Source organism: Massilia psychrophila, assembly GCF_002760665.1.
Taxonomy (GTDB): Bacteria; Pseudomonadota; Gammaproteobacteria; order Burkholderiales; family Burkholderiaceae_D; genus JAFCUW01.
Genome location: NZ_PDOB01000004.1, coordinates 110384 through 133618, shown reverse-complemented (window position 1 = coordinate 133618; position 23235 = coordinate 110384). Strand labels below are relative to the sequence as shown.

Sequence of the window (23235 nt, the reverse complement as noted above, 5' to 3'; positions counted from 1 at the left end):
AGTCATTCATTCAAGATGGTTGAGCCGTCCAGCCCAGCCCAGCTAACTACCGCGTCATGACTGGCGCGCAGGATCGCGTCGACGCAGGCGGGGATGGGCTGGTGGTTGGTGAGATAGGGTTTGACGATGGCCACCGGGCCGTCGATCAGGATAAAACGCAGCATCGGCGCGACGGCGTCGGCACCGACCTTGCCTTGAATGCCGAGTACACAATGGTCGAAACAGGCGTCCAGCGCAGCCTGCTCCGCTTCCAGCGCGGCCAGCGTCGCGGGCGACAGGCCGGCATCGAAAATGGACGCGTCGTCGCCCAGCAGCAGCAAGCGCGCGTAGACGGGCTTGCGCCGGCACCAGTCGAGCAGGCCGGCAACACCGTCCCAGCTGTCGCCGCGCCGCCAGCGGCTCGCCACTTCCTGTCGAAAATCAGCTTTTACGCGCAGCCAGGCGAGCGCCAGGATGGTGCCGCGCGAATCGAAGCGGTGGTAGACCGAGCCGATCGGCGCGCCCGCCTTCTGCGCGATCGCCGCCATCGACACCGCCTGGACGCCGCACTGCGCCGCCACGTCGATGGCGCAGTCGATGAATTGGGCTTCGGTAAATTTTGCGAGTCGGACCATACAAATAGAATAGCCATTCTATTTGAAACTGTCAAGGCGGACCCTGCTCCGCCCAGCGTCGGCCAGGTATCTGCGGGCTGGCCGCACAACTGTCCGGCAAGCACGAATCGGCGCCGCTTGTTATGATCGCAGCACTTAATTAAAGGGACTAATCATGACGTTTTCCATGTACTCGGCATCCGCACCGGTTTTCAAACAAATTTTGAACAGCTTGTCGGCGATTATCGGCAAGGCCGAAGCGCATGTCACCGAAAAGAAGATCGAGCCGGCCGCGTTGCTGCAGGCGCGGCTGTTCCCCGACATGTTCACTTTCATCCGCCAGGTCCAGGTAGCGGCCGACTTCGCCAAGGGCGCGGCGGCGCGGCTGGCCGGCGTCGACGTGCCGAAATATGAAGACAACGAGCAGACGTTTGCCGACCTGAAGGCGCGCATCGCCAAGACCGTCGCCTTCATCGACAGCTTGCCGCAGGACGGCATCGAAGCGAGCGCCCAGCGCGACATCACCACCGGCAGCGGCGAAAAGGCCAAGCAATGGAAGGGCCAGGTTTATTTGATGCATTACGCGCTGCCGCATTTCTATTTCCATGCGACCACGGCCTACGACATCTTGCGCCACAACGGCGTGGAAGTGGGCAAGAAGGATTTTATCGGCAGTTTTTAACTGCTGACGAGCCCGTCAGGTCATCTGTTGCGGCGCGGGTAACCCTGCGCCAGGATGCGCTGCCAGACCAGCTCCTTTTGCGGCTCGCTCATCGACACCCAGTGCGCCACCTCGGCTACCGTGCGACCGCAGCCGCGGCAGACGTCGTCGAAGGTGGTGGAGCAGACCGCGACACAAGGGGTGTCGGGCCGCGCTGGCGCCGATTTTGGCTTGGCGTCCATTAGCGCCTCACCTGGCTGGACCGACGTCGAGCGCGTCCCAGCCATCGTGGCCCAGGTTTTCCATCGTTTCCATATTTTTCTCGAAGATTTGCTCCGCTTCGGGAAAGGCCTCGACCGCGCGGTCGATGCTTGCCTCCCTCAGCAGGTGCAAGATCGGATACGGCGCGCGGTTGGTGTAATTGGCGATGTCGTTGATGTCGGTATCGGCGAACTGGTATTGCGGATGGAAGCTGGCGACCTGGAGCTCGCCGTCCAGTTGCATGTCTTCCACCGCGGCGTCGGCGACGTCGAGGAACTCGTTATAGTCGAGGAAGTCGGTCAACACAAACGGGTGGATCAACAGCGTGGTGTCGATTTCCTCGGGGTCGGTGTCGGACAGGCGCTGTAATTCCTCCATCAATTGCTCGAGCAAGGCTTCCGGTGTGGTGGCGCTGGATACAACGTAGCGCACCTGCTTTTTCACGTGCACGGCTTTGGCGAACGGACACAGGTTCAGGCCGATGACAGCCTTCTCCAGCCAGTTTTCGATGGCGGCGATGATCTGGTCATCGTCGGCGTTCAGGTAAGCGGTACTCATGGTGGTGCTTTCAAAAGAGGGGCGCAGGCTGCGACAGGCAAATTGTACGGCACTGGCGGCGCCGGTGCCGGTAGCAGAAATATCAAGAACTGTCGGGAACCATTGAGATGCTACTGCGATCTATCGTTGGAAGACGGCAGTGCGCGATCGCGCCCTCCTTTACGCCAATTTTCCCCACCCCGAAAATTGAACCGCTGCCGGTAAAAATCAGTCAATGCTTCGTATTGCCTGATTATCTATATAATACAAAAGAGGCAACATTCCGGTTCGGCGGGCGTTCTTTTTCATGGCTGTCAAATTACCTATACCCCCGGGGGTATTGGGTAAAACCCTGATGAAACAGCACGCACTATTGATCCAATCCAAGCATACCCCCATCATTTTCTGTTTTCATCGGTTAATTGGGGGGGCAAAAAAGTTGTTAATAAATTGTGTAACCGAGCAAGATTAATGCTTGACTAGCTTGATAACTGGTCCGTACACTCGCAACTCATTCATCGTCAGTCCAAGTTACCCGGACGCATCAATGGAAGCCTATGCCACACATGACCCGCAAGACCGTATCCCTGGCAGCGCTGATGTTCCTGGCCGCTCCCGTCGTCAGCTACGCCAACGATGTTTCCGTACCGCCGCAGGCGGGCACGTCCGGCGCCGTCGCCAAGATCACGCCGATGTCGCCGCCGCAATCGGTGCTGAAGGCCGACGACTTCAAGGAAGCGGACTTGTGGGGCCGGATCCGCACCGGCTACGCCATCCCTGACATCAATAACGTGCTGGTCGACAAACACGTGACCTGGTACCGCACCCGTCCCGACCATATCGCCCGCACATCGGCGCGCGCGTCGCGCTACCTGTACCACGTTGTCCAGGAACTTGAAAAACGCGGCATGCCAACCGAACTGGCGCTGCTGCCGATCATCGAGTCCGCCTTCAATCCGCAAGCCTATTCGAGCGCCAACGCCGCTGGCATGTGGCAGTTCGTGCCCGGCACCGGCAAGGACTTTAACCTCAAGCAGAACATGTTCAAGGACGAGCGCCGCGGCGTGCTGACCTCGACCGATGCCGCCCTGTCCTATTTGCAAAAGTTATACGGCATGTTCGGCGACTGGCCACTGGCCCTGGCCGCTTACAACTGGGGCGAAGGCAACGTCCAGAAAGCGATCAAGAAAAACCAGTCGCTCGGCAAGCCGACCGATTTCGAGAGCCTCGCCGACCTGATGCCGGCCGAAACGCGCAACTACGTGCCCAAGCTGCAGGCGGTCAAGAACATCATCGCCAACCCGGGGCAGTTCGGCGTGTCCCTGCCGCCGATCGGCAACGAAGCGTATTTCACCGCGATCGACAAAACCAGCGATATCGACCTTACCATCGCGGCCCAGTTGGCCGAGTTGTCGGTCGATGAATTCAAGGCGCTCAACCCGCAATTCAACCGCCCGGTCATCATCGGCGACGAGCAGACCAAGATCCTGCTGCCGAAAGAGAACGCGGAGAAGTTCACCACCAACCTGGCAAAATGGGGCCAATCGCTGTCGACCTGGACCACGCACAAGATCACCGGCGCCCGGGAAAGCATCGCCAGCCTGGCGTCGCGTTTCGGCACGACCCCGGAAGTGATCCGCCAGGCCAACAACATCCCTGCCAAGAGCAGCGTGCGGGCCGGCTCGACGATCCTGGTGCCGAAGATCTCGACGTCGGCCAATATCGACATTGCCGAGCAGATCGTCGACAACGCCGTCCTCGCTTTCGAAGCGGAACGCAGCACCGCGCGCGGCGCGCGGCGCGCCCAGCCAGAGAGCCGCGCGCAAAAGCTCAAGGCGCGCGCGGCCAACGCCGTGGCCGAAATCAAGAGCCGGGTCACCGGCAAGCGCGCCAAGGCGATGGTGGCAGAGCCACAGTCACGCCACCGCAAGCGCGCCAGCTGATCGACGTCATCGTCACCGGGACGGACGGCATGCCGTCCGCTTTTTTTGCTGCGCTGCGGCCCATACACCACAGTTCGCTGTACACGCACAGTGAAACTACTGTATAGTGTCGTTTGTGCGCTGCAATATATCTGCCGGCAGTTTCCGACAGTGGCAGTTAAAGCAGTTACATAAAAGCAAAACAAGCAGCTTCGCAAGCCCTGGGGCGTATCGTCAGATACCCCTCTATAAAGCCCTCCCGCCTTGTGTGTCGAACCTGACACCGTCCCGGCGCAAAGCTTTTGTGCCGAAATTTCTTTCAATTCTGAGTCATTTCGTTATGTTGGTTGGCGTTGCTATTTTGCGCTCCGGGCATGCGCTCGGGCGCTGATCTATACCGAAAGAAATAAACAATGAGTTTTGAAGCATTAGGTTTACACGAGTCCATCGTCAAGGCCGTCATCGAAGCCGGTTACACCGTTCCAACGCCAGTGCAGGCGCAAGCCGTACCTGCCGCCATCGAAGGGCGCGACCTGCTCGTGTCGTCGCAGACCGGTTCCGGCAAGACAGCCGCGTTCATGCTGCCTGCCCTGCACAAATTCGCAGTTGCCGAGCAATCGCCAGCCGCCAAAACAGCCGCACAAGAAGCGCAGTCGGCGCGCGCCCGTGGCGAGCGTCCACGTTTCAAAGCGGCCCAGCCGAAAATGCTGGTGTTGACCCCGACCCGCGAACTGGCACTGCAAGTGACGGCAGCGACTGAAAAATACGGCACAGGAATCCGCCGCATCAAGGCCGTTTCCATCCTCGGCGGCATGCCTTACCCGAAACAGATGCAACTGCTGGCACGCAACCCGGAAATCCTGGTCGCCACGCCTGGCCGTTTGATCGACCACATGGAGTCGGGCAAGATCGATTTCTCGGAACTCGAAATCTTGGTGCTCGACGAAGCTGACCGCATGCTCGACATGGGCTTCATCGACGACATCGAGAAGATCATTGCAGCGACGCCGGCCAACCGCCAGACGATGCTGTTCTCGGCCACGCTCGACGGCATGGTCGGCAACATGGCACGCCGTATCACGACCGATCCGATGGTGATCCAGATTGCCAGCTCGTCGAGCCGCCACGACAACATCTCGCAACGCGTTCACTTCGTCGACGACCTGTCGCACAAGAACCGCCTGCTCGACCACTTGCTGCGCGACGAAACGCTCGACCAGGCCGTGGTGTTCACCGCCACCAAGCGTGACGCCGACACCATCGCCGACCGCTTGAACATCGCCGGCTTCTCGGCTGCCGCACTGCACGGCGACATGCACCAGGGCGCCCGTAACCGTACCCTCGACAGCCTGCGCCGCGGCCAGGTCAAGGTGCTGGTCGCCACCGACGTTGCCGCCCGCGGTATCGACGTGCCGAACATTACCCACGTGTTCAACTACGACTTGCCAAAGTTCCCGGAAGACTATGTCCACCGCATTGGCCGTACCGGTCGCGCCGGCCGCAACGGCCTGGCAATTTCGCTGGTGAACCACGCCGAAGGCATGAACGTCAAGCGCATCGAGCGTTTCACCAAGCAGCTGATTCCGGTGAACGTGGTTGAAGGCTTCGAGCCAAAGCGCACCGCTTCGGCGCCGCGTTCGGCAGCACGTCCAGGCAGCTGGAAGCCGGGCGACAACCGCTCCGCTCCGTCCAAGCCAGGCCAGCGCACCTTCAGCAAGCCGAACGCACCGCGCAGCGGCGAAGGCGGCGGCGGCTACAAGGGTTCGAATCCACGTCCGGCTGACGGCACCCGCCGTTCGTTCACCGAGCGTTAATCGAGCGTTAGTCGATCTATTGTTCGAATCGACAAATGAAAAACGGCTACTTCGGTAGCCGTTTTTTTTGCCTGCCGACGCCGACGTACGCGCGTCGGCGCGGCGTGGCATTATCGTCAATCGCGCCATTTCGGCACGCAAGGAACCATGACCACCACCGAACTGCCCTTCCGGGCCACCACCGAACAATCTTGCGACTGGCTCGCCGGGCAAACCGCCACGCCGTGGACTTTGGCCCGCCTGATCGGCTCCGGCTTGACGCCGTGGGTCTGGCTTGATTACGACGCCGCCTATCCCGACCTGTTCGGCGACGCCAACGGCGGTTACGCGGCGCCGATCTTTTTCGAAGGCGATACCGAACGGCTCGCCGCCGGCAGCGACGACGTCCTCATCACCATTACCAAGGACGCCTACAAGATCGTCACCCGGCTGCCACCGCCGGGGTTTCGCCGCGAGTTGCACGAACTGCGTTTCCTGAAAAAGGAGGTGGAAAAGCTGGCGGGGAAACTCAGGCACGAGGCCGAACCCGAGCCGGTCAAGGTGGTGGCGGCAAAGGAATCGCAGGCCGGAATCGGCAGGGAGCAGGTGCTGGCGGGGTTTGCCGGCCTGGTCAGGTTCGACCTCGCACAGGCGCTGGCCGACGGCGGCGGAATTTTCGGCGACGACGGCGCGCGCGTAAAAGGCAGCGCCCGCAAGGCCAAGAACAAGGCGCTGTGGAATCCGGTCACCCTGGCGCTTGGCCTGAACGAAGTGCACCGAGTGCCAATGCCGCAGCTGAAGCGTGCCTTCGGCACCCACGCGTTTTTGTTTGAATGGGCCGATCATTGGAACCAGTCGCTGACGCTGCTGGGCAAATAAAGCCAAGCCAGGGCGCAGCCTGCGCCGCCTGCTTTACCGAAGCAATCGAAGCAAGGCAAAGCAGGCGCAGCTGGTCGGATAACGGCATCGCCTGGCGCGGCAGGCGGTGATGCATCATTTTCCACCAGTTAGTTATTTTGGCAAAAATTTACTGAACTAAATCATTTCACCGTTAAACTTTTTATGCCGAAGCTGGCAATCAGGTATTAAAACGCTTCAGTCGCTGGCCGTGGATGCCCCACCGGCAGTCGATGCCGTCGACCCGGCCGCACAGGGCCCAGCCGGTGCCGACTTTTTCGACCGTCACCGCGCTCTTGATCTCGACCGCCAGTTTTTCGGCCCACAGCGACGCCCCGCCCTTCCCCTTGAACAGCTCTTTGTCTTCAAAAATTACGGTGGCGTCGAACACGGGTGCGGCAAATAAAGTCATGGTTTTCAATCGATTAGTCTGAAGGAAGGCTGAAACGGGTCGGCATACAATCCGAGGGGCGCATGGCGCGCGCTTCCCGCGGTCGACATGGTACCGGAAAAACGCCGGCGCGAGCGCGGCAACTGCCGTTGCATCCGCCGTTGCCGCGAGCGCCATCAATACGCGCAGGTCCGAAAGCCGGCGAACATGTCGTCGCGTTGCGGCAGATAAAAATTGCGAAACCGCGCCGAAAGCGCGCGCGCCGGCGTGGCGAACGAGGCGCCGCGCAGCACTTGGTGGGTCATGAACGACGACGCCGAATATTCGCCGTAGCGGTCGGCCACGAAGCCGGGGTAGGGTTCGAACGGCGACGCGGTCCATTCCCACAACTGGCCCCATTCAAAGCCAGCCAGACTCGACAGGGCGGCGTATTCCCATTCCGCCTCGGTCGGCAAGCGCCGCCCGGCCCACGCACAGTAGGCCTGGGCTTCGAACAGGCAGACATGGCGCACCGGTTCGGAGGCGGCGAGCGTTGTGGCCCGGCCGAAGCGCACCGTGCGCCACTGGTCGTGGTCGGCCTGACGTTGCCAGTAGCGCGGCGACGAGCGCTCCTGTCCCATCAGCCAGGCGCTGCCGGCCGCGCTCCAGAACCGGCCGTCCTGGTAGCCGCCGTCGGCAACAAAATCGGCAAACTGGGCATTCGTCACCAGCGCGCAATCGATGCGAAACGGCGCGACGTAGCACTGGAACGGCGGCTTCTCGTTGTCGAACACAAAGCCGTCCTCTTGCGCGCCGCCCAGCACAATGGTGCCGCCCGGGTAGCCGATCTCGGGCCTGGGCACGACGGCCGGTTCGCCATGCAGCAGCTGCGCCGGCACCGCCACGCCCAGCGTCTGCAACGTGTACAGCATCGCCTCGCCATGCATGTCCTCGTGCGCCAGCGCCAGCCGGTACGGGTACAGCGCCTCGTCGGTGCCGGCCTCGCGCGAAAGCTTGTCGAGCGTGCGGTCGAGTACTTCGTGGCAGTAAGTCCTCAGCGCGCCGGCTGACGGCAAATCGAGCGTCCAGCGCGAACGGTGGGCCACCAGGTTCGAATCGAACCAGTCGTCGCCTTGGCTGAGCAGGGAATGGCGCTGCGCCGCCGCCGGATGGGTCGACATCGCCTGGCGCAATACGAACCACTCGGCGAACCACGCCGTATGGCCCAGTTCCCACAGCGGCGGGTTGACGGTGGCCAGCTGCGGCACGTGCGCCGCCACGTCGAGCCCTTCGGCGGCGAAGCAATCGAACAGGGCCAGCGTATAATTTCGCGCAGCGCGCAAGGAATCGGCCAGCGGCTGCGACTTGGCGCGACGGAAGGATGGATTGATTGAACTCATGGCCAGATTGTAACGATTTTCCCGAGGGGCGCCAGTGGCATTGAAAAACGTCGTCATCGTCAGCCCCGCGCTGGCGCTGGAAAACAATGGCAACTGGCAAACCGCCAGCCGCTGGGCCCATTTTCTTGGCGAGCGCTACGACGTGTCGATCGTGCGCGAATGGACGCGCTATTGCCCAAGCCTGCCGGCCCCCGACCTCCTCATCGCGCTCCACGCCCGCCGCGCCGGCGCCTCGCTGGCCGCCTACACCGAAGCCCTGCCCGGCCGGCCGTCGGTGCTGGTGTTGACCGGCACCGACTTGTATCGCGACATCGCCATCGATGCCGAAGCGCAAGCGTCGCTGCGCTGCGCCAACGCGCTGGTGGTGCTGCAGGACGCCGGCCTGGCGCTGCTGCCGGCCGACGTCCGCGCCAAGGCGCGCGTGATCTACCAGTCGGCCGAAGCACTGCCGCCTCGCGCGCACCTGCAGCGCCATGCTGCGCACAGACGCGTGCTGCCGATCACGATGGTCGGCCATTTGCGCGCCGAAAAAGATCCGCTCACCTTCATCGCCGCGGCGGCCCTGGTGACCAGTCCGAAAGCGCGCATGGTTCACATCGGCGGCGCCCTCGATCCAAAGCTCGGCGCTGCAGCAGCGCAGGCACAGGCGACCAACCCGCGCTACCGCTGGCTCGGCAACCTGGCCCACGCAATTACCCGCCTGCGCCTGCGGCGCAGCCACGCGATGGTGATTGCCTCGCGCATGGAAGGCGGCGCCAACGTCATCATCGAAGCGGTCACCAGCGGCGTGCCGGTGCTGGCGAGCGACATCAGCGGCAACCGCGGCATGCTGGGCGACGATTATTGCGGCTATTTCGCGCCAGGCGACAGCGACGCCCTGGCGCGGCTGGTCGAGCGCAGCATCGACGATGTCGCGTTTTACCGGCACTTAGGCGTCCAGTGCGCCGCGCGCGCGGCCCTGTTCGCACCAGACGCCGAGCAAGCGGCCGTGCTGCGATTAGTGGATAATCTGCTCGTATCGTACCCCCCGGCACCAATTCTAAGACAGGAAAAATCATGAGCACAGCAAGCGACCAGCCGATCAAACTTACCTCGTTTTCGCACGGCGGCGGCTGCGGCTGCAAGATTGCGCCCGGCGTGCTGGCCGAGATCCTGAAAAATTCGAGTGGCTTCCCGGTGCCGAAAGAGCTGATGGTCGGCATCGAAACGGCCGACGACGCCGCCGTCTACAAGCTCAACGACGAGCAGGCGCTGATCGCCACCACCGATTTTTTCATGCCGATCGTCGACGATCCGTTCGACTTCGGCCGCATTGCCGCCACCAACGCCATCTCCGACGTCTACGCCATGGGCGGCACGCCAATCATGGCGCTGGCGCTGGTCGGCATGCCAATCGACAAGCTGCCGCTCGAGACCATCGGCCAGATCATCCGCGGCGGCGAATCGATCTGCGCCGAAGCGGGCATTCCGATCGCGGGTGGCCACACCATCGATTCGGTCGAGCCGATCTACGGCCTGGTGGTGCTGGGGCTGGTGCATCCGTCGAAGGTCAAGCGCAATGCCGATGCAAAGGAAGGCGACGTGCTGATCCTGAGTAAGCCGCTCGGCGTCGGCGTGCTGTCGGCCGCGCTCAAGAAGGACGCACTGGGCGCTGACGGCTATGCGGCCATGATCGAGAATACGACCAAGCTCAACAAGCCGGGCATGGCGCTTGCCAAACTCGACGGTGTGCACGCGCTGACCGACGTTACCGGCTTTGGCCTCCTCGGCCACCTGCTCGAACTGGCGCGCGGTGCGGGCCTGACGGCCGCGCTCGACATGGCCGCCATTCCGCTGCTGCCGGGTGTGCTGCAACTGGCGCATGACGGTTACTTCACCGGCGCCTCCGGGCGCAACTGGGAAGCGTATGGCAAGGATGTCGAACTGGGCGCTGGCGTGACGCCGGCGCAGCAGGCCTTGCTGACCGATCCGCAAACCTCCGGCGGCCTGCTGGTAGCGTGCGACGCGGCCAGCGTCGATGACGTGCTGGCGCTGTTCGCCCAGGGCGGCTTCGGCCACGCCGCGGTGATCGGCACGATGCAGGCGGGCGCGGCGAAGGTCACCGTCAGCGCCTGAGATTTACTAGCGGCTTCACTAACACTTGACCCGTCGTTCCTGCCGCCGCAGATACGGCGGTGTACGCCAGCCTACCTTTTTTTACTTTACTTTACTTTACTTCCACGCTTCCAATAATGTAGAATTGTCGAATTGTCGAATTGACTGATTCCTGGAGCCGCACATGGAAACTAACACAGCGATTGGCGCCCTCGCCGCGCTGGCGCAAGAATCACGGCTGGCGGTGTTCCGCCTGCTCGTGCAGGCAGGACCGGAAGGCCTTGCCGCCAGCAAGATCGCCGACCATCTCGGTCTGCCCTCTTCGTCGCTGTCGTTTCACCTCAAGGAGCTGACGCACGCCGGCCTGATTGCACCGCGCCAGGCCGGCCGCTTCATCATTTATTCGGCCGACTTCACGACCATGCACGCGCTGCTCGGCTTCCTCACCGAGAACTGCTGCGGCGGCGCTCCCTGTTCACCTGTTGCCAAGGCCTGCACACCATGAACGTCCTGTTTCTCTGCACCGGCAACTCGTGCCGCTCGATCCTTGGCGAAGCCGTCTTCAACCATCTCGCCCCCGCTGGATGGCGCGCCATGAGCGCCGGCAGCGAGCCTGCCGGTTACGTTCATCCGCGCTCGCTGGCGCTGCTGGCACGCGTTGGCATCGCCAACCACGGCTACGCCAGCAAATCCTGGGACCAGCTGCCGGCCACGCCGGACATCGTCGTCACCGTCTGCGCCAGCGCGGCCGGCGAGACCTGCCCGGCCTACCTGGGGAAGGTGTTGCGGACGCATTGGGGCGTCGACGACCCGGCGCACGTCACCGGCAGCGACGACGAAATCGACGCCGCCTTCGTGCGGGCCTACACCATTCTTCGCGCGCGCATCGAAGCGTTTTTCGCGCTGCCCCTGGATCTACTCCAGCACGACCGCGCGCGCCTCAAGGCCGAGCTCGATCGGATCGGCGCGGTCATGGCATGACGCTGTCGCGCTGCATCGTCGCCGAAGGCCTGGGCACCGGCTTCCTGCTGGCCATCGTGGTCGGCTCGGGCATCATGGCCGAGCGCCTGGCGGGCGCCAACCTCGCGCTTGCCCTGCTGGCCAACGCGATCGCCACCGGCGCCGGCCTGGCCGCGTTGATCCTGATGTTCGGCGCCATTTCCGGCGCCCATTTCAATCCAGTGGTCACCTTGTCGGAGGCGTGGCAAAAGAACATGCCGGCGTCAAGAGTGCTGCCCTACATTGCCGCCCAGCTGGCCGGCGCCTTCGCCGGCGTCGCCGCGGCCCACCTGATGTTCGGCGACCCGGTTTTCTTCGCCTCCACCCACATCCGCACCGGCGCGGCGCAATGGTGGAGCGAATTCGTCGCCACCTTTGGCCTGCTCGCCGTCATCATCGGCTGTTCGCGCAGCCGCCCGGGCATGACGCCGTTCGCGGTCGGCGCCTACATCACGGCGGCGTACTGGTTCACCGCGTCGACCTCGTTCGCCAACCCGGCAGTAACCCTGGCCCGCAGCGCCAGCAACACCTTCGCCGGCATCCGGCCGATCGACGCGCCCGGCTTCATCGTGGCGCAACTGCTGGGCGCCGGCGCGGCGACGCTGGTGTTCTGCTGGCTCTATCCGGCGCCACCGGCCGACGCCACGGTGGCGGCCACCGTCGCGCCGGGCGACTTCGACGACAACCAACCAGGAGAAGGCATATGACCGATCTTTTCAACATGAGCGACGTTTCAAGCGACAACAAATTCGCAAAGACGCTACCGAACATCAAGCGCGACCAGCTCGACACGCCGGCGCTGGCGAAGCTGGCGCCGAGCGGCGATCTATCCCATCCGCCGCGCATCCTGATGCTGTACGGCTCGCTGCGCGAGCGCTCGTTCAGCCGCTTGCTGACCGAAGAAGCGGCGCGCATTCTCGCGCACTTCGGCGCAGAGGTAAAAATTTTCGACCCGACGCAACTGCCGATGGCCGGCAGCGTGCCCGAGACCCATCCGAAGGTGCTCGAACTGCGCGCCTTGTCGCTATGGTCCGAAGCCCATGTATGGTGCAGCCCCGAGCGCCACGGCGCCATCACCGCGGTCATGAAAAACCAGATCGACTGGATCCCGCTCGAAGACGCCGGGGTGCGCCCGAGCCAGGGGCGCACGCTGGCGGTAATGCAGGTGTGCGGCGGTTCGCAGTCGTTCAACGTCGTCAACACGCTGCGCCTGCTGGGGCGCTGGATGCGCATGTTCACGATCCCGAACCAGTCGTCGGTGCCGATGGCCTACAAGGAGTTCGACGACGACGGCCGCATGAAGCCGTCCGCCTATTACGACCGCATGGTCGACGTGATGGAAGAACTGTTCAAGTTCACGCTGCTGATGCGCGGGCGCAGCGATTACCTGCTCGACCGCTACAGCGAACGCAATGAGCGCCAGGCGAAGGCGCTTGAAAAGCTGGTGCAAAAAATTTAGGCTGGCGCCGTTACCGCGTTTCCGCGCGTTTTCGGCGTGATATACTGATTTAATGAATACCCCACCAACAAACGCCCCAGGTTGGATGCGCGCCTGAATCCCGGCGGCCCGTTTTCATTGGTACCATTGTTAACGTAATGCCGCCCGCAGGCGGCATTACCGTTTTTACGGCATGCGCGCAGGCCCGGCGCCCTCCCCGCACCCACACGAAAGCCACGATGTCCCAAACACCGATCATCCTCACCGGCGACCGCACCACCGGCCCGCTGCACCTCGGCCATTATCTCGGCTCCCTGCGCGCGCGCGTGCAGCTGCAAAACGAAGCGAAGCAATTCCTGCTGCTGGCCGATGCCCAGGCCATGACGGACAACGTCGGCAAGCACCAGAAAGTGACCGACAACGTCATCGAGGTCGCGCTCGACTACCTGGCCGCTGGCATCGATCCGGAAAAGTCCACCATCTTCATCCAGTCGCAGGTGATCGAACTGGCCGAGCTGACCCAGTACCTGATGAACCTGGTCACGGTGGCGCGCCTGGAGCGCAATCCGACCATCAAGCAGGAAATCGTGCTGCGCGGGTTTGAGCGCGACATTCCGGCCGGTTTCCTGGTCTACCCGGTCAGCCAGGCGGCCGACATCACCGCCTTCAAGGCGACGCTGGTGCCGGTCGGCGACGACCAGTTGCCGATGATCGAGCAGACCAACGAGCTGGTACGCAAGTTCAACAACACGGTCGACAAGCAGGTGCTGGTCGAATGCAAGGCGGTGCTGTCGGCCGTCACCCGCCTGCCCGGCGTCGACGGCAAGGCGAAGATGAGCAAGTCGCTCGGCAACGCGATCGCACTGGGCGCCTCGCCCGACGAGATCAACAAGGCGATCAAGATGATGTACACCGACCCGAACCACCTGCGGGTGGACGATCCGGGCCAGGTCGAAGGCAACGTCGTGTTTGCGTTTCTCGACGTGTTCGAGCCGGACACCGCCAAGCTCGACGAGCTCAAAGCGCACTACCGCCGCGGCGGCCTCGGCGACAGCGTCCTCAAGCGCCTGCTCAACGAGCACCTGCAGGACGTCATCGCACCGATCCGCGCCGAACGTGAGCGGCTGGCGAAAGACCGCGGCGAAATGCTCAACATGCTGCGCCGCGGCACCGACAAAGCGCGCGAAGCGGCAGCCCGGACGCTGTCGGAAGTTAAGGGCGCGCTGGGGCTGAACTATTTTGGCTAAATGAGTGGATAACCCGCATCAGTGAGGCGCAACAGCAGTTCGGCCCCGCCATCGCTGTGGCTGCGCAGCACAATCCATCGGTTGTCAAGCCGGCGGCCCGGGACTGCACGTGCATCGAGATCGCGCCGCTTGACAAGCCGGCGCGCCCTCACGTACAGTTAGAGCATGTCTGCTACCTTGCATCTGTCCACTTCCCTACAGCTCGCCAGCGCCCTATCGCTAGCGATGCTACCAGCTGCACGCGCGTAATCCACCCGCAGTGCGCCGCCCGGCTCCCCGCCAGGCGCTGTTTTAAAGCTCCACGATTAAAATCCCAGGAAAGTTCGACCAGATGTTTGCTACTACCCCATCCGACCCATCCGCGATCCGCACTCCGCCATCCCTGGCGTGCGGCCCACTCGCGCTCGCCTGCCTGCTACTGCTACCGACCGGTTGCCTGGCCTAGCGTAACGTGGCCGCCCGGCAGCCTTCCGCCACAGCGCGCCGACCCGGCCTTTCCCTTTCGACTCCAGGAGTACAGCATGATGATCCAGAACCCGGCAACCAAATACCGTGCCTTCCCACCAGTAAAGTTGCTTGACCGCACCTGGCCGGATAAGGCCATCACCCATCCGCCGATCTGGATGAGCACTGATTTGCGTGACGGCAACCAGGCTTTGATCGAGCCGATGAGCCCTGAGAAAAAGCTGCGTTTCTTCGAGATGCTGGTGAAAATCGGCTTGAAGGAAATCGAAGTCGGCTTTCCGTCCGCCTCGCAGACCGACTTCGATTTCGTGCGCAAGCTGGTCGATGAAAAGCGCATCCCGGACGACGTCACCATCATCGTGCTGACCCAGTGCCGCGACGAACTGATCCGCCGCACGGTGGAGTCGGCAGCCGGCGCCAAGAACGCCATCATCCACATCTACAATTCGGTGGCGCCGGTGTTCCGCCGCGTCGTGTTCAACATGTCGCGCGAGGAAATCATCCAGATCGCCGTTGGCGGCACCACGCTGGTCAAGGAACTCGTCAAAACGTATCCGCAGACCAAGTGGGGCTTCGAGTATTCGCCCGAATCGTTTTCCACCACCGAACTCGATTTTTCGCGCGACATCTGCGACGCCGTCAGCGCCGCCTGGCAGCCGACGCCGCACAACAAGATGATTTTTAATTTGCCGTCGACGGTCGAATGCAGCACGCCGAACGTGTATGCCGACCAGATCGAATGGATGTCGCGCAACCTGGCGCGGCGCGACAGTCTCGTCATCAGCGTCCACCCGCACAACGACCGCGGCACCGCGGTGGCGTCGGCGGAACTTGCCGTGATGGCCGGCGCCGACCGCGTCGAAGGCTGCCTGTTCGGCAATGGCGAGCGCACCGGCAACGTCGACCTGGTCACTTTGGCGATGAATTTGTACACCCAGGGCGTGCACCCGGGCCTGGATTTCTCCGACATCGACGCCGTGCGCCACGTGGTCGAGGAGTGCAACCAGCTGCCGGTGCATCCGCGCCATCCATACGCGGGCGACCTGGTGTTTACCGCCTTCTCCGGTTCGCACCAGGATGCGATCAAGAAAGGCTTCGCCAAGCAGCAGCCGGACGCGATCTGGGAAGTGCCCTACCTGCCGATTGACCCGGCCGACCTTGGCCGCAGCTACGACGCGGTGATCCGCGTCAACAGCCAGTCCGGCAAGGGCGGCATGGCGTATCTGCTCGAACAGGAATTCGGCCTGCAGCTGCCGCGCCGCCTCCAGATCGAGTTTTCGCGCGCGGTGCAAGCCGTGGCCGAGGCCAGCGGCCGCGAAATCGCCGCCAGCGACATCCACGACATTTTCTGCCGCGAGTATTTCGACCAGGTGGCGCCCTACTCCTACGGCTCCCACAAGATGGTTGAGGACACCACCAGCGACGAGCCGGTGCAGATCGATATCGCGCTGACGCACCGCCAAACGACGCTGCAACTGCAAGGCGGCGGCAACGGCCCGATCGACGCCTTTGTCAACGCGCTCGGCCTCGACATCAAGCTGATGGACTACCACGAGCACTCGATCGGCTCGGGCGCCAACGCGCGCGCCGCCTGCTACGTCGAGCTGCGCCTGGCGAACGGCCCGACCATGTTCGGCGCCGGCATCGACAGCAATATCGTCACCGCCTCGTTCAAGGCCGTGCTCAGCGCCGTCAACCGTCAGCTGGCGATGACGGCCAACGCGCCGGTCGCCGCGACGGTGAAGTAACGAGGGCAAGGGGTCAGACCCTGGTTCTTCTTTCAGGGGTCTGACCCCGGTTCCAGAACTAGTACAGCAGGTTCAACGTCAACACCGCAAACACGGTACGCGGCGCTACCCCGAGCCAGATCAGCGGCAGGAAGAAAAAAGCGGTGCCGGTCAGTTTGCTGAGCACGCCGATGCGAAACGCCGCCGACAGGTTCGGCGTGTTCGGCGTGTGATGCGCGGTGTGGTGGAACCAGTAATAGCAGAACTCCTGGCCGACGAACAGCAGCAGCACGGCGCTCCAATTGTCGATGGCGACGCGGTGCTCGAAGGCCAGGCGCGCCAGTCGTACTTGTAGTAACAGTGCCTGGTAATAGACCGGCCGGATCGTCAGATCGTCATAAAGGGCGCCGAGCGCCAGTTTCAATTGCGCTTTCATCGGCTCGGCGGGTGATCAAGGCAACCTTAGACAAAACGATAATTTAATGATATCAAGAAAGACGATGCGCGCAGGCTATGGCGTGGCAGGCAACGGCTTTTTCGATGTCCAACGCGACGCGGCCAATCCGACTACAATCGAGCCCATCGATTTATTGGCAAGGAAATGCATGCAAGCGATCATCTCAGTCAAGCAGCTCTCGAAAGAGTATGCGGGCGGCTACCAGGCCCTGAAAATGATCGACCTGGAGATCCGCCGCGGCGAGATCTTTGCGCTGCTGGGGCCCAACGGCGCCGGCAAGACCACGCTGATCAACGCCATCTGCGGCATCGTCAACCCGAGCAGCGGCACCATTCTCGCCGACGGCCACGACGTCGTCACCGACTACCGCGCCGCGCGTTCGCTGATCGGCCTGGTGCCGCAGGAGCTGGCCACCGACGCGTTCGAGAGCGTGTGGGACACGGTGACGCTCAGCCGCGGCATTTTCGGTAAACCTGCCAATCCCGCCCACATCGAGAAACTGCTGCGCCAGCTGTCGCTGTGGGAGAAAAAAAACTCGCGCATCATGACGCTGTCGGGCGGCATGAAGCGGCGCGTGATGATTGCCAAGGCGCTGTCGCACGAGCCGCAGATCCTGTTCCTCGACGAACCGACCGCCGGCGTCGACGTCGTGCTGCGGCGCGACATGTGGGACATGGTGCGCGGCTTGCGCGACCAGGGCGTGACGATCATATTGACCACCCATTACATCGAGGAGGCCGAGGAAATGGCCGACCGCATCGGTGTCATCCGCAACGGCGAAATCATCCTGGTCGAGGACAAGGCGGCGCTGATGGAAAAACTCGGCAAGAAGCAGCTGACCTTGCACCTGCAACGCCCGCTGGCGCAGATTCCCGCCGCGCTGGCCGGCCAGGCGCTGGTGCTGTCAGGCGACGGCACCGAGCTGGTCTACACCTTCGACGCCCAGGCGCGGCAGACCGGCATCGCCGACCTGTTCCGCCAGCTCGGCGAGCACGGTATCGACTTCAAGGACCTGCAGTCGAGCCAAAGCTCGCTCGAGGAGATTTTTGTGAACCTGATGGAGACGCACCGATGAATTTCCATGCGATCCGCGCGCTGTACAAATTCGAGATGGCCCGCACCTGGCGCACGCTCACGCAAAGCATCGCCTCGCCCGTCATTTCGACGTCGCTCTATTTCGTCGTGTTCGGCGCCGCCATCGGCGCGCGCATGGTGGAGGTCGACGGCGTGCGCTACGGCGCCTTCATCGTGCCCGGCCTGATCATGATGTCCCTGATGACCCAGAGCGTGGCCAACGCCTCGTTCGGCATCTACATGCCGAAATTTTCCGGCACCGTCTACGAAATCCTGTCGGCGCCGGTGTCGGCCGTCGAGATCGTGCTCGGCTACGTCGGCGCCGCCGCCAGCAAGTCGGTGATCCTTGGCCTCTTGATCCTGGCCACTGCGCGCCTGTTCGTCGACTTCGAGATCGTTCATCCGGTCTGGATGATCGTCTTCATGGTCATGACGTCGGTCGCTTTCAGCCTGCTCGGCTTTATCATCGGCATCTGGGCCGACGGCTTCGAAAAAGTACAGATCGTGCCGATGCTGGTAATTACGCCCTTGTCGTTTTTGGGCGGCAGTTTCTACTCGCTCAGCATGCTGCCGCCGTTCTGGCAGAAGGTGGCCCTGTTTAATCCCGTGGTCTACCTGATCAGCGGCTTTCGCTGGAGTTTTTTTGGCGTCTCCGACGTCAGCATCGCGCTCAGCGCCGGCATGGCGTTCGCGCTGCTGGCGGTGTGCATGGGCGCGATCTGGTGGATTTTCAAGACGGGGTATCGGCTGCGGGCCTGAGGCGCCCGGTGCCCGCTAATGCTGTCCGCTTAGCCGCCCGCAAGTCACAAAGCGCCGAACGAGGCGATGTGAGTTCCGCCTATGTTTTCAATCACTGCCAGGCGATTCATGCACCCGGTAAACATTCCAAGATAGCGTCGAACTCGTGCCCGAATGTCAGACCAGACCCTCATGCGTCATGGCGGGCAGCTGCGCGGCGAGCCTACTTCGCCGGGCGATCAGCCGCTTCAGCAGACGCTTCCACCGCCGCCTTCCCTGCCGTGACGGCAGCCGGCTTGGCGCGCAGCAGCGGATACGGATTGATCGCGCCGCCAACGTCGTACACGCCGTAGTGCAGGTGCGGCGGCGTGCCCCGCGCATTGCCAGTGTTGCCGACGTAGCCCAGCAGCCGGCCAGCCTCGATGCGCGTGCCGGCTTCCACGTCCGCATAGCGCTCGAGGTGGGCGTAGTAATGACGCTGGCCGCCTGGACCCGTCACCCACACCACCAGGCCACCGAGCCGGTTGGTGCCGACCTGCATGACGATGCCTTCGGTACTTGATCGGACGGGAGTGCCGCGCTTGGCGAAGATGTCGATGCCTTCGTGCTTGCGGCCTTCACTGCGCGCGCCATCCCAGGTGTCGCGCAGCGCGCTCACGCGCACGCCCTCGACCGGCATCGGCAGCATCCCGGGCTTGGGCATCGCCGTCAGGCGCATCATGTACAGCGCCCGTTCGATGGTCGGCCCCAGCAAGCCGTAGCCGAGGATGAGGAGGACGGCAACCACGAGGGCGCGTAGAAAAAATCGCATGTCGGTTCTGTTGTGGCCAGCGGATATCAAACAGATGGGGGCGGATTGGCGCATTCCCAGACTTGACTCAAGCGCTTGGCGGAGCGCCGACCGAAGAGCTGGCACGCGATGCCCGGTGAGCACGACCGAATACTCTCCAGCGGTTTGAACTGTATGTGAAGATGTGAAAATCGCCTTGTAAAAGCTGAAAAGGATTCCGACCTCGTACGGTCGCCGCCGCTCCGCGCGCGGTAGCATCAAAGGCAAAGCAGCGGCACTACAACTGCCAAGTCAAACAGCACTGCCGCTTCGCGCAAGCGCGCATGACTCCAGTTCTAAAAGTAGAGCGTGCTTACGTCGCCAAGGACAATGCAGATCGCCGGCGGGTAGAACCAACCGCTGCGCAACCGACAACTGACGCTCGCCAAGTCTGAGGGCATTCATGACATTGCAAATAAGGTAATCCGAGCACCCTACTCCAGTACCCAATCCGCCATCGCCCCAAGATCCTCGGTCGCCACCATCGGCGTCGCTCCCAGCACGTCGAACGGTCCCAGGTTGCGGTTGATCCAGCACACCGGATAGCCGGCCAGGCTGGCTGCGCTGGCGTCCCAACCGTTGGCCGAGACGTACAAAATGTGTTCGCGCGCGTGGCCCATGCGCCGCTCGGCCAGCTCATACATCTTCGGATGCGGCTTGAATACCTGCACGTCCTCGGCGCTGATCAACTCGTCGAAGGCCCAGCCCATGCCCGAATGGTTGACCACGTGAGCGATCGACTTGTGCGAACCGTTCGAGATGATCGCCAACGGGATGCCGGCATCCTTGAGCCGGTGCAGCGCATCGGTGGTGTCGGGGTGCGGTTCGAGCCGCAGGTACTGGTCGGCCAGCACGCGCGCCATGTCCTCTTCCAGCGGCAGCTCGAGGGCGGCGCAGGTAAAGCGCAGCGCGTCGTCGGTGACGGTTTCGAAGTTGACGTAGCGCTCCATCAAACTGCGCAGCCAGGTGTACTCCAGCTGCTTTTGGCGCCACAGCTGCGCCATTGCCGCGCCCTTGCCCGGGTAGGCCTGGTCGCAGATCCCGGCAACGGATTGCACGTTGTACAAGGTGCCATACAAATCGAAAACGATGCCGCGGAAGTTTTTCATGGATGCGCCGGAAGGTGAGTTTATGGTGGGTTTATGGTGGGTTTATGGTGACTTTACCATCGCGCGGGTTTCTCCGTGCGCACGGATCGTTCTTTCGGGAACTTGAGCGAGCCATTCCCCTTGCACGCGAACCATTTGCCCATAAAAAAAAGCCCGCCGAAGCGAGCTCTGTTCCAATGTATTACCAATGCTTTAATCAGATCTCGGGCGCCCATGCTATCTGCGTGGTGCGCCGATGTGTAAATCGACCAACGTATTCGGAAGTACAAACCCAGCCTGTTGCGGCCATCTACGAGAAAGGCATCACACTTGCCGTTATCGAGGCGCAGCGCCTGGGTGGTGAAGCAATTTGCAAGACAACCTGCATCACGAAGCGAAGTGTAGCATGGTTTTGTGCAGCGCAGCAAATTACGTCGTCGCTTAATTTGGCGGGCGCGTCATTTTGGCGGGCGCGTCATCAAGGGCTTCGGTTCCGCATGTCGCCGCTTTTCATCTCCCTGCTGGCCCACCCTTTCGTATTCCGAGATGACCTGGGCGCCCATCAGCAGCAAGGTGGCGGCGATCTCGAGGCTGAACATGACGACGATGGCCGTCGTCATCGAGCCGTACACCACGTTCACCTGCGACAGCGTGGAAAAATACCACACCAGCACATGGCGCGCGATTTCCCACAGCAGCGCCGCGGTGACGCCGCCGATCAGCGCGTGCGACAGCGACAGGCGGCCGACCGGCATCACCATGTAGATCGAGGTCAGCACCAGGATTTCGCCGCCCAGCCCGAGCAGGTACAGCAGCGCGCCGGAAACGCCGCCAAGCGACCAGTTGGCGCCGAACAGGCGCACGCTTTCCTGCCCCATTACCTGCAGCGAGCCGGCCACCAGGGTCACCAGCAGCACGCCGGCGCCGAGCGCGACGATGTAGCAATAAGGCAGGACCGCCGACACCAGGAAATGACGGCGCCGGATCGCCACGCGGTGGATGAAGATCACGCTCATCGCGTTTTCGAGCACGGTAAAGGCGAGCGAGCTGAAAAACAGCATGGTCGCGCCCAGCACCCAGGTGATCAGGTCGCGGTTGTCGAGGAAGTGCGCCACCTCGGCGGTGATCGAGGCCGACTGTCCCGGCACCAGGTATTCGAGATAGCGCCGCAGCGTCAGCAGCAGTTCGGCCTGGTCGATGAAATGCGACAGCGCCACCACCACCAGCATCAGGAACGGCACGATCGACAGCAGAGCGTAGTACGCCACCGCGCCGGCCAGCAGCAAGCCCTGGTTGGCGCGGAAGCCCTTGAGTACCTGCAGGGCGAAACCGAGCGGATGGGCGAGGATATAGGCGTTGGCGCGGCGGTTGAGAATCTCGATCTGCGGCAGGAGCACGGTCATTGCCTGGCCAGTCGGATGCCGGTAAATTGCCAGCGGGCGCCGGCGGGGAAAAAATTGCGGTAGCTGGCACGCGCGTGGCCAGGCGGGGTGGCAATCGATGAGCCGCGCAGTACATATTGGTTGAGCATGAACTTGCTATTGTATTCGCCCAGCGCGCCCGGCGCGCTCGCGTATCCCGGATACGGCGCGTAACTGCTGCTGGTCCACTGCCAGCAGTGGCCGAACATCTGGCGCAGCCGGCGCTCCTGGCTGCCTTCTTCGCCGCACGCGTCGCTACATGCCGCGACCTCCCATTCGGCTTCCGTCGGCAGCCGCGCGCCGCTCCAGCGGGCGAAAGCGTCGGCTTCGAACAAAGATACGCCGGTGACCGCCCGCGCGCGATCGAGCCCTTGCACCCCATGCAGCGTGAATTCGCACCAGTTGCCGGTGTCGTCGCGCTGCCAGTACAAGGGCTGCGTCAGGCCGAGCAGATTGACCTGGTCCCACCCTTCGGACAGCCACAGCGCCGGATCGCGGTAGCCGCCCGCTTCGATAAAGCTGAGGTATTCACCGTTCGTCACCAGGCGTTCGGCCAGCGCGAACGGCGCCAGGTAGTGGCGGTGGCGCGGCAGTTCGTTATCGAAGCAAAAACCCTCGCCATCGTGGCCGATCTCGGCCAGGCCGCCGGCAAAGGCGACCCAGGCCTGCGCCGCCACACTGTGTGCCGGCAACGGCGTATCGTCGCTGTAAGCTGGAAACAGCGCGTTTTGCGCCAGCAGGTGCAAGACGTCGGTGAGGATCAGTTCCTGGTGCTGCTGCTCGTGCTGCAGGCCGAGTTCGATCAGCGATGCCAGTTGACGGTTGCCGGCCTGGTCGGCCAGCAGGCGGCCGATGCGCGCGTCGACGTTGGCGCGGTAGGCGCGCACGTCGTCCATCGACGGGCGCGTCAACAGGCCGCGCTTGGCGCGCGGATAGCGTTCGCCGATGCCGTTGTAGTAGGAGTTGAACAGGATCCGGAAAGCCGGCTGAAAAGGTTGGAAGCGCGCTTCCATGCGTTCGAGGATGAAGGTTTCGAAGAACCAGGTGGTGTGCGCCAGGTGCCATTTGACAGGGCTGGCGTCGGCCATCGACTGGGCGCCGCAGTCTTCGTCCGACAGCGGATCGGCCAGCGCCAGCGAGCGGCCGCGCACGCCGTCGTAACGGCTGCGCCAGGTCAATTCGCTAGCGGGCTTCATGTCGGGCGTGGTCCCGTGCGGCATACCA

24 protein-coding genes are annotated in these 23235 nt (G+C 62.8%); 14 read left to right on the top strand and 10 right to left on the bottom strand.

All coding sequences use genetic code 11. The features are described 5' to 3' along the window. Nucleotides 1-2: 2 nt before the first annotated feature. A complete protein-coding gene (locus CR103_RS04690) occupies nt 3-614 on the bottom strand; it encodes a TetR/AcrR family transcriptional regulator (RefSeq protein ID WP_099914842.1) in 612 nt (203 codons plus the stop codon). Between the two features lie 154 nt (nt 615-768). Between CR103_RS04690 and CR103_RS04685 the strand changes: the two genes are divergently transcribed. Next, nucleotides 769-1275, top strand: coding sequence for a DUF1993 domain-containing protein (locus CR103_RS04685; protein WP_099914841.1), 507 nt, complete (start codon nt 769-771; stop codon nt 1273-1275). A gap of 20 nt (nt 1276-1295) precedes the next feature. On the opposite strand, the gene CR103_RS04680 is transcribed toward CR103_RS04685, so the two are convergent. Both CR103_RS04680 and CR103_RS04675 read right to left on the bottom strand, forming a co-directional pair. Next, nucleotides 1296-1496: a DUF1289 domain-containing protein gene (locus tag CR103_RS04680; RefSeq protein ID WP_099914840.1), complete on the bottom strand. Its 201-nt coding sequence runs from the start codon at nt 1494-1496 to the stop codon at nt 1296-1298. A 7-nt stretch (nt 1497-1503) separates the two neighbouring features. Then, on the bottom strand, nt 1504-2073 hold the full coding sequence (locus CR103_RS04675) for a DUF1415 domain-containing protein (protein WP_099914839.1): 570 nt from the start codon (nt 2071-2073) through the stop codon (nt 1504-1506). Between the two features lie 536 nt (nt 2074-2609). Here CR103_RS04675 and CR103_RS04670 point away from each other — a divergent pair. From CR103_RS04670 to CR103_RS04660, 3 genes are all read left to right on the top strand, one after another. Continuing rightward, nucleotides 2610-3995: a transglycosylase SLT domain-containing protein gene (locus CR103_RS04670; protein ID WP_180279274.1), complete on the top strand. Its 1386-nt coding sequence runs from the start codon at nt 2610-2612 to the stop codon at nt 3993-3995. A gap of 392 nt (nt 3996-4387) precedes the next feature. Next, a complete protein-coding gene (locus CR103_RS04665) occupies nt 4388-5788 on the top strand; it encodes a DEAD/DEAH box helicase (RefSeq protein WP_099914838.1) in 1401 nt (466 codons plus the stop codon). Nucleotides 5789-5935: 147 nt separating this feature from the next. Further along, nucleotides 5936-6646 carry a hypothetical protein gene (locus CR103_RS04660; protein WP_099914837.1) on the top strand — a complete coding sequence of 237 codons (711 nt, stop codon included), beginning with the start codon at nt 5936-5938 and terminating at the stop codon, nt 6644-6646. A gap of 199 nt (nt 6647-6845) precedes the next feature. Here the strand turns inward: CR103_RS04660 and CR103_RS04655 are convergent, their stop codons facing one another. After that, complete coding sequence (locus CR103_RS04655; RefSeq protein ID WP_099914892.1) at nt 6846-7076, bottom strand: hypothetical protein; 231 nt, start codon at nt 7074-7076, stop codon at nt 6846-6848. Between the two features lie 155 nt (nt 7077-7231). Continuing rightward, nucleotides 7232-8434: a selenoneine synthase SenA gene (gene senA, locus CR103_RS04650; protein ID WP_229442790.1), complete on the bottom strand. Its 1203-nt coding sequence runs from the start codon at nt 8432-8434 to the stop codon at nt 7232-7234. Between the two features lie 34 nt (nt 8435-8468). On the opposite strand from senA, the gene senB reads away from it, so the two are divergent. From senB to leuA, 8 genes are all read left to right on the top strand, one after another. Further along, the gene (senB, locus tag CR103_RS04645; protein ID WP_099914836.1) at nt 8469-9494 is read left to right on the top strand and encodes a selenoneine biosynthesis selenosugar synthase SenB; all 1026 of its coding nucleotides are present in this window, start codon (nt 8469-8471) and stop codon (nt 9492-9494) included. Further along, the gene (selD, locus tag CR103_RS04640) at nt 9491-10549 is read left to right on the top strand and encodes a selenide, water dikinase SelD (RefSeq protein ID WP_099914835.1); all 1059 of its coding nucleotides are present in this window, start codon (nt 9491-9493) and stop codon (nt 10547-10549) included. The genes senB and selD overlap by 4 nt, the downstream gene beginning before the upstream one ends. A gap of 163 nt (nt 10550-10712) precedes the next feature. Next, entirely contained in the window at nt 10713-11033 is a 321-nt protein-coding gene (locus tag CR103_RS04635; RefSeq protein WP_099914834.1) for an ArsR/SmtB family transcription factor, read from the top strand. After that, nucleotides 11030-11509, top strand: coding sequence for an arsenate reductase ArsC (locus CR103_RS04630; protein ID WP_099914833.1), 480 nt, complete (start codon nt 11030-11032; stop codon nt 11507-11509). The genes CR103_RS04635 and CR103_RS04630 overlap by 4 nt, the downstream gene beginning before the upstream one ends. Next, nucleotides 11506-12234 carry an aquaporin gene (locus CR103_RS04625; RefSeq protein WP_099914832.1) on the top strand — a complete coding sequence of 243 codons (729 nt, stop codon included), beginning with the start codon at nt 11506-11508 and terminating at the stop codon, nt 12232-12234. The genes CR103_RS04630 and CR103_RS04625 overlap by 4 nt, the downstream gene beginning before the upstream one ends. After that, nucleotides 12231-12986, top strand: coding sequence for an arsenical resistance protein ArsH (arsH, locus tag CR103_RS04620; RefSeq protein ID WP_229442771.1), 756 nt, complete (start codon nt 12231-12233; stop codon nt 12984-12986). Before CR103_RS04625 ends, arsH begins: the two co-directional genes overlap by 4 nt. A gap of 218 nt (nt 12987-13204) precedes the next feature. After that, nucleotides 13205-14212, top strand: a complete 1008-nt coding sequence (gene trpS, locus CR103_RS04615) for a tryptophan--tRNA ligase (protein ID WP_099914889.1) — start codon at nt 13205-13207, stop codon at nt 14210-14212. A gap of 521 nt (nt 14213-14733) precedes the next feature. Beyond that, nucleotides 14734-16425 carry a 2-isopropylmalate synthase gene (gene leuA / locus CR103_RS04610; protein WP_099914831.1) on the top strand — a complete coding sequence of 564 codons (1692 nt, stop codon included), beginning with the start codon at nt 14734-14736 and terminating at the stop codon, nt 16423-16425. Between the two features lie 58 nt (nt 16426-16483). Here the strand turns inward: leuA and CR103_RS04605 are convergent, their stop codons facing one another. Beyond that, the gene (locus tag CR103_RS04605; protein WP_099914830.1) at nt 16484-16840 is read right to left on the bottom strand and encodes a sterol desaturase family protein; all 357 of its coding nucleotides are present in this window, start codon (nt 16838-16840) and stop codon (nt 16484-16486) included. A gap of 169 nt (nt 16841-17009) precedes the next feature. On the opposite strand from CR103_RS04605, the gene CR103_RS04600 reads away from it, so the two are divergent. Further along, entirely contained in the window at nt 17010-17936 is a 927-nt protein-coding gene (locus CR103_RS04600; protein WP_099914888.1) for an ABC transporter ATP-binding protein, read from the top strand. Beyond that, nucleotides 17933-18694: an ABC transporter permease gene (locus CR103_RS04595; RefSeq protein WP_099914829.1), complete on the top strand. Its 762-nt coding sequence runs from the start codon at nt 17933-17935 to the stop codon at nt 18692-18694. Before CR103_RS04600 ends, CR103_RS04595 begins: the two co-directional genes overlap by 4 nt. Before the next feature lie 202 nt (nt 18695-18896). On the opposite strand, the gene CR103_RS04590 is transcribed toward CR103_RS04595, so the two are convergent. The 4 genes from CR103_RS04590 to egtB all read right to left on the bottom strand — a co-directional run bounded on the left by CR103_RS04590 (nt 18897) and on the right by egtB (nt 23207). Next, a complete protein-coding gene (locus CR103_RS04590; protein WP_099914828.1) occupies nt 18897-19484 on the bottom strand; it encodes a M23 family metallopeptidase in 588 nt (195 codons plus the stop codon). A 452-nt stretch (nt 19485-19936) separates the two neighbouring features. Beyond that, nucleotides 19937-20611: a haloacid dehalogenase type II gene (locus tag CR103_RS04585; RefSeq protein WP_099914827.1), complete on the bottom strand. Its 675-nt coding sequence runs from the start codon at nt 20609-20611 to the stop codon at nt 19937-19939. Nucleotides 20612-21048: 437 nt separating this feature from the next. Next, the gene (locus CR103_RS04580; RefSeq protein ID WP_099914826.1) at nt 21049-21993 is read right to left on the bottom strand and encodes a YihY/virulence factor BrkB family protein; all 945 of its coding nucleotides are present in this window, start codon (nt 21991-21993) and stop codon (nt 21049-21051) included. Next, complete coding sequence (gene egtB, locus CR103_RS04575; protein ID WP_180279273.1) at nt 21990-23207, bottom strand: ergothioneine biosynthesis protein EgtB; 1218 nt, start codon at nt 23205-23207, stop codon at nt 21990-21992. Before egtB ends, CR103_RS04580 begins: the two co-directional genes overlap by 4 nt. Nucleotides 23208-23235 lie beyond the last annotated feature (28 nt).

Bases quoted from the DNA above. Each gene is read 5' to 3' on its own strand.
- CR103_RS04690 (WP_099914842.1), bottom strand. From the start codon at position 614: ATGGTCCGACTCGCAAAATTTACCGAAGCCCAATTCATCGACTGCGCC.
- CR103_RS04685 (WP_099914841.1), top strand. From the start codon at position 769: ATGACGTTTTCCATGTACTCGGCATCCGCACCGGTTTTCAAACAAATT.
- CR103_RS04680 (WP_099914840.1), bottom strand. From the start codon at position 1,496: ATGGACGCCAAGCCAAAATCGGCGCCAGCGCGGCCCGACACCCCTTGT.
- CR103_RS04675 (WP_099914839.1), bottom strand. From the start codon at position 2,073: ATGAGTACCGCTTACCTGAACGCCGACGATGACCAGATCATCGCCGCC.
- CR103_RS04670 (WP_180279274.1), top strand. From the start codon at position 2,610: ATGCCACACATGACCCGCAAGACCGTATCCCTGGCAGCGCTGATGTTC.
- CR103_RS04665 (WP_099914838.1), top strand. From the start codon at position 4,388: ATGAGTTTTGAAGCATTAGGTTTACACGAGTCCATCGTCAAGGCCGTC.
- CR103_RS04660 (WP_099914837.1), top strand. From the start codon at position 5,936: ATGACCACCACCGAACTGCCCTTCCGGGCCACCACCGAACAATCTTGC.
- CR103_RS04655 (WP_099914892.1), bottom strand. From the start codon at position 7,076: ATGACTTTATTTGCCGCACCCGTGTTCGACGCCACCGTAATTTTTGAA.
- senA (WP_229442790.1), bottom strand. From the start codon at position 8,434: ATGAGTTCAATCAATCCATCCTTCCGTCGCGCCAAGTCGCAGCCGCTG.
- selD (WP_099914835.1), top strand. From the start codon at position 9,491: ATGAGCACAGCAAGCGACCAGCCGATCAAACTTACCTCGTTTTCGCAC.
- CR103_RS04635 (WP_099914834.1), top strand. From the start codon at position 10,713: ATGGAAACTAACACAGCGATTGGCGCCCTCGCCGCGCTGGCGCAAGAA.
- CR103_RS04630 (WP_099914833.1), top strand. From the start codon at position 11,030: ATGAACGTCCTGTTTCTCTGCACCGGCAACTCGTGCCGCTCGATCCTT.
- CR103_RS04625 (WP_099914832.1), top strand. From the start codon at position 11,506: ATGACGCTGTCGCGCTGCATCGTCGCCGAAGGCCTGGGCACCGGCTTC.
- arsH (WP_229442771.1), top strand. From the start codon at position 12,231: ATGACCGATCTTTTCAACATGAGCGACGTTTCAAGCGACAACAAATTC.
- trpS (WP_099914889.1), top strand. From the start codon at position 13,205: ATGTCCCAAACACCGATCATCCTCACCGGCGACCGCACCACCGGCCCG.
- leuA (WP_099914831.1), top strand. From the start codon at position 14,734: ATGATGATCCAGAACCCGGCAACCAAATACCGTGCCTTCCCACCAGTA.
- CR103_RS04605 (WP_099914830.1), bottom strand. From the start codon at position 16,840: ATGAAAGCGCAATTGAAACTGGCGCTCGGCGCCCTTTATGACGATCTG.
- CR103_RS04600 (WP_099914888.1), top strand. From the start codon at position 17,010: ATGCAAGCGATCATCTCAGTCAAGCAGCTCTCGAAAGAGTATGCGGGC.
- CR103_RS04595 (WP_099914829.1), top strand. From the start codon at position 17,933: ATGAATTTCCATGCGATCCGCGCGCTGTACAAATTCGAGATGGCCCGC.
- CR103_RS04590 (WP_099914828.1), bottom strand. From the start codon at position 19,484: ATGCGATTTTTTCTACGCGCCCTCGTGGTTGCCGTCCTCCTCATCCTC.
- CR103_RS04585 (WP_099914827.1), bottom strand. From the start codon at position 20,611: ATGAAAAACTTCCGCGGCATCGTTTTCGATTTGTATGGCACCTTGTAC.
- CR103_RS04580 (WP_099914826.1), bottom strand. From the start codon at position 21,993: ATGACCGTGCTCCTGCCGCAGATCGAGATTCTCAACCGCCGCGCCAAC.
- egtB (WP_180279273.1), bottom strand. From the start codon at position 23,207: ATGAAGCCCGCTAGCGAATTGACCTGGCGCAGCCGTTACGACGGCGTG.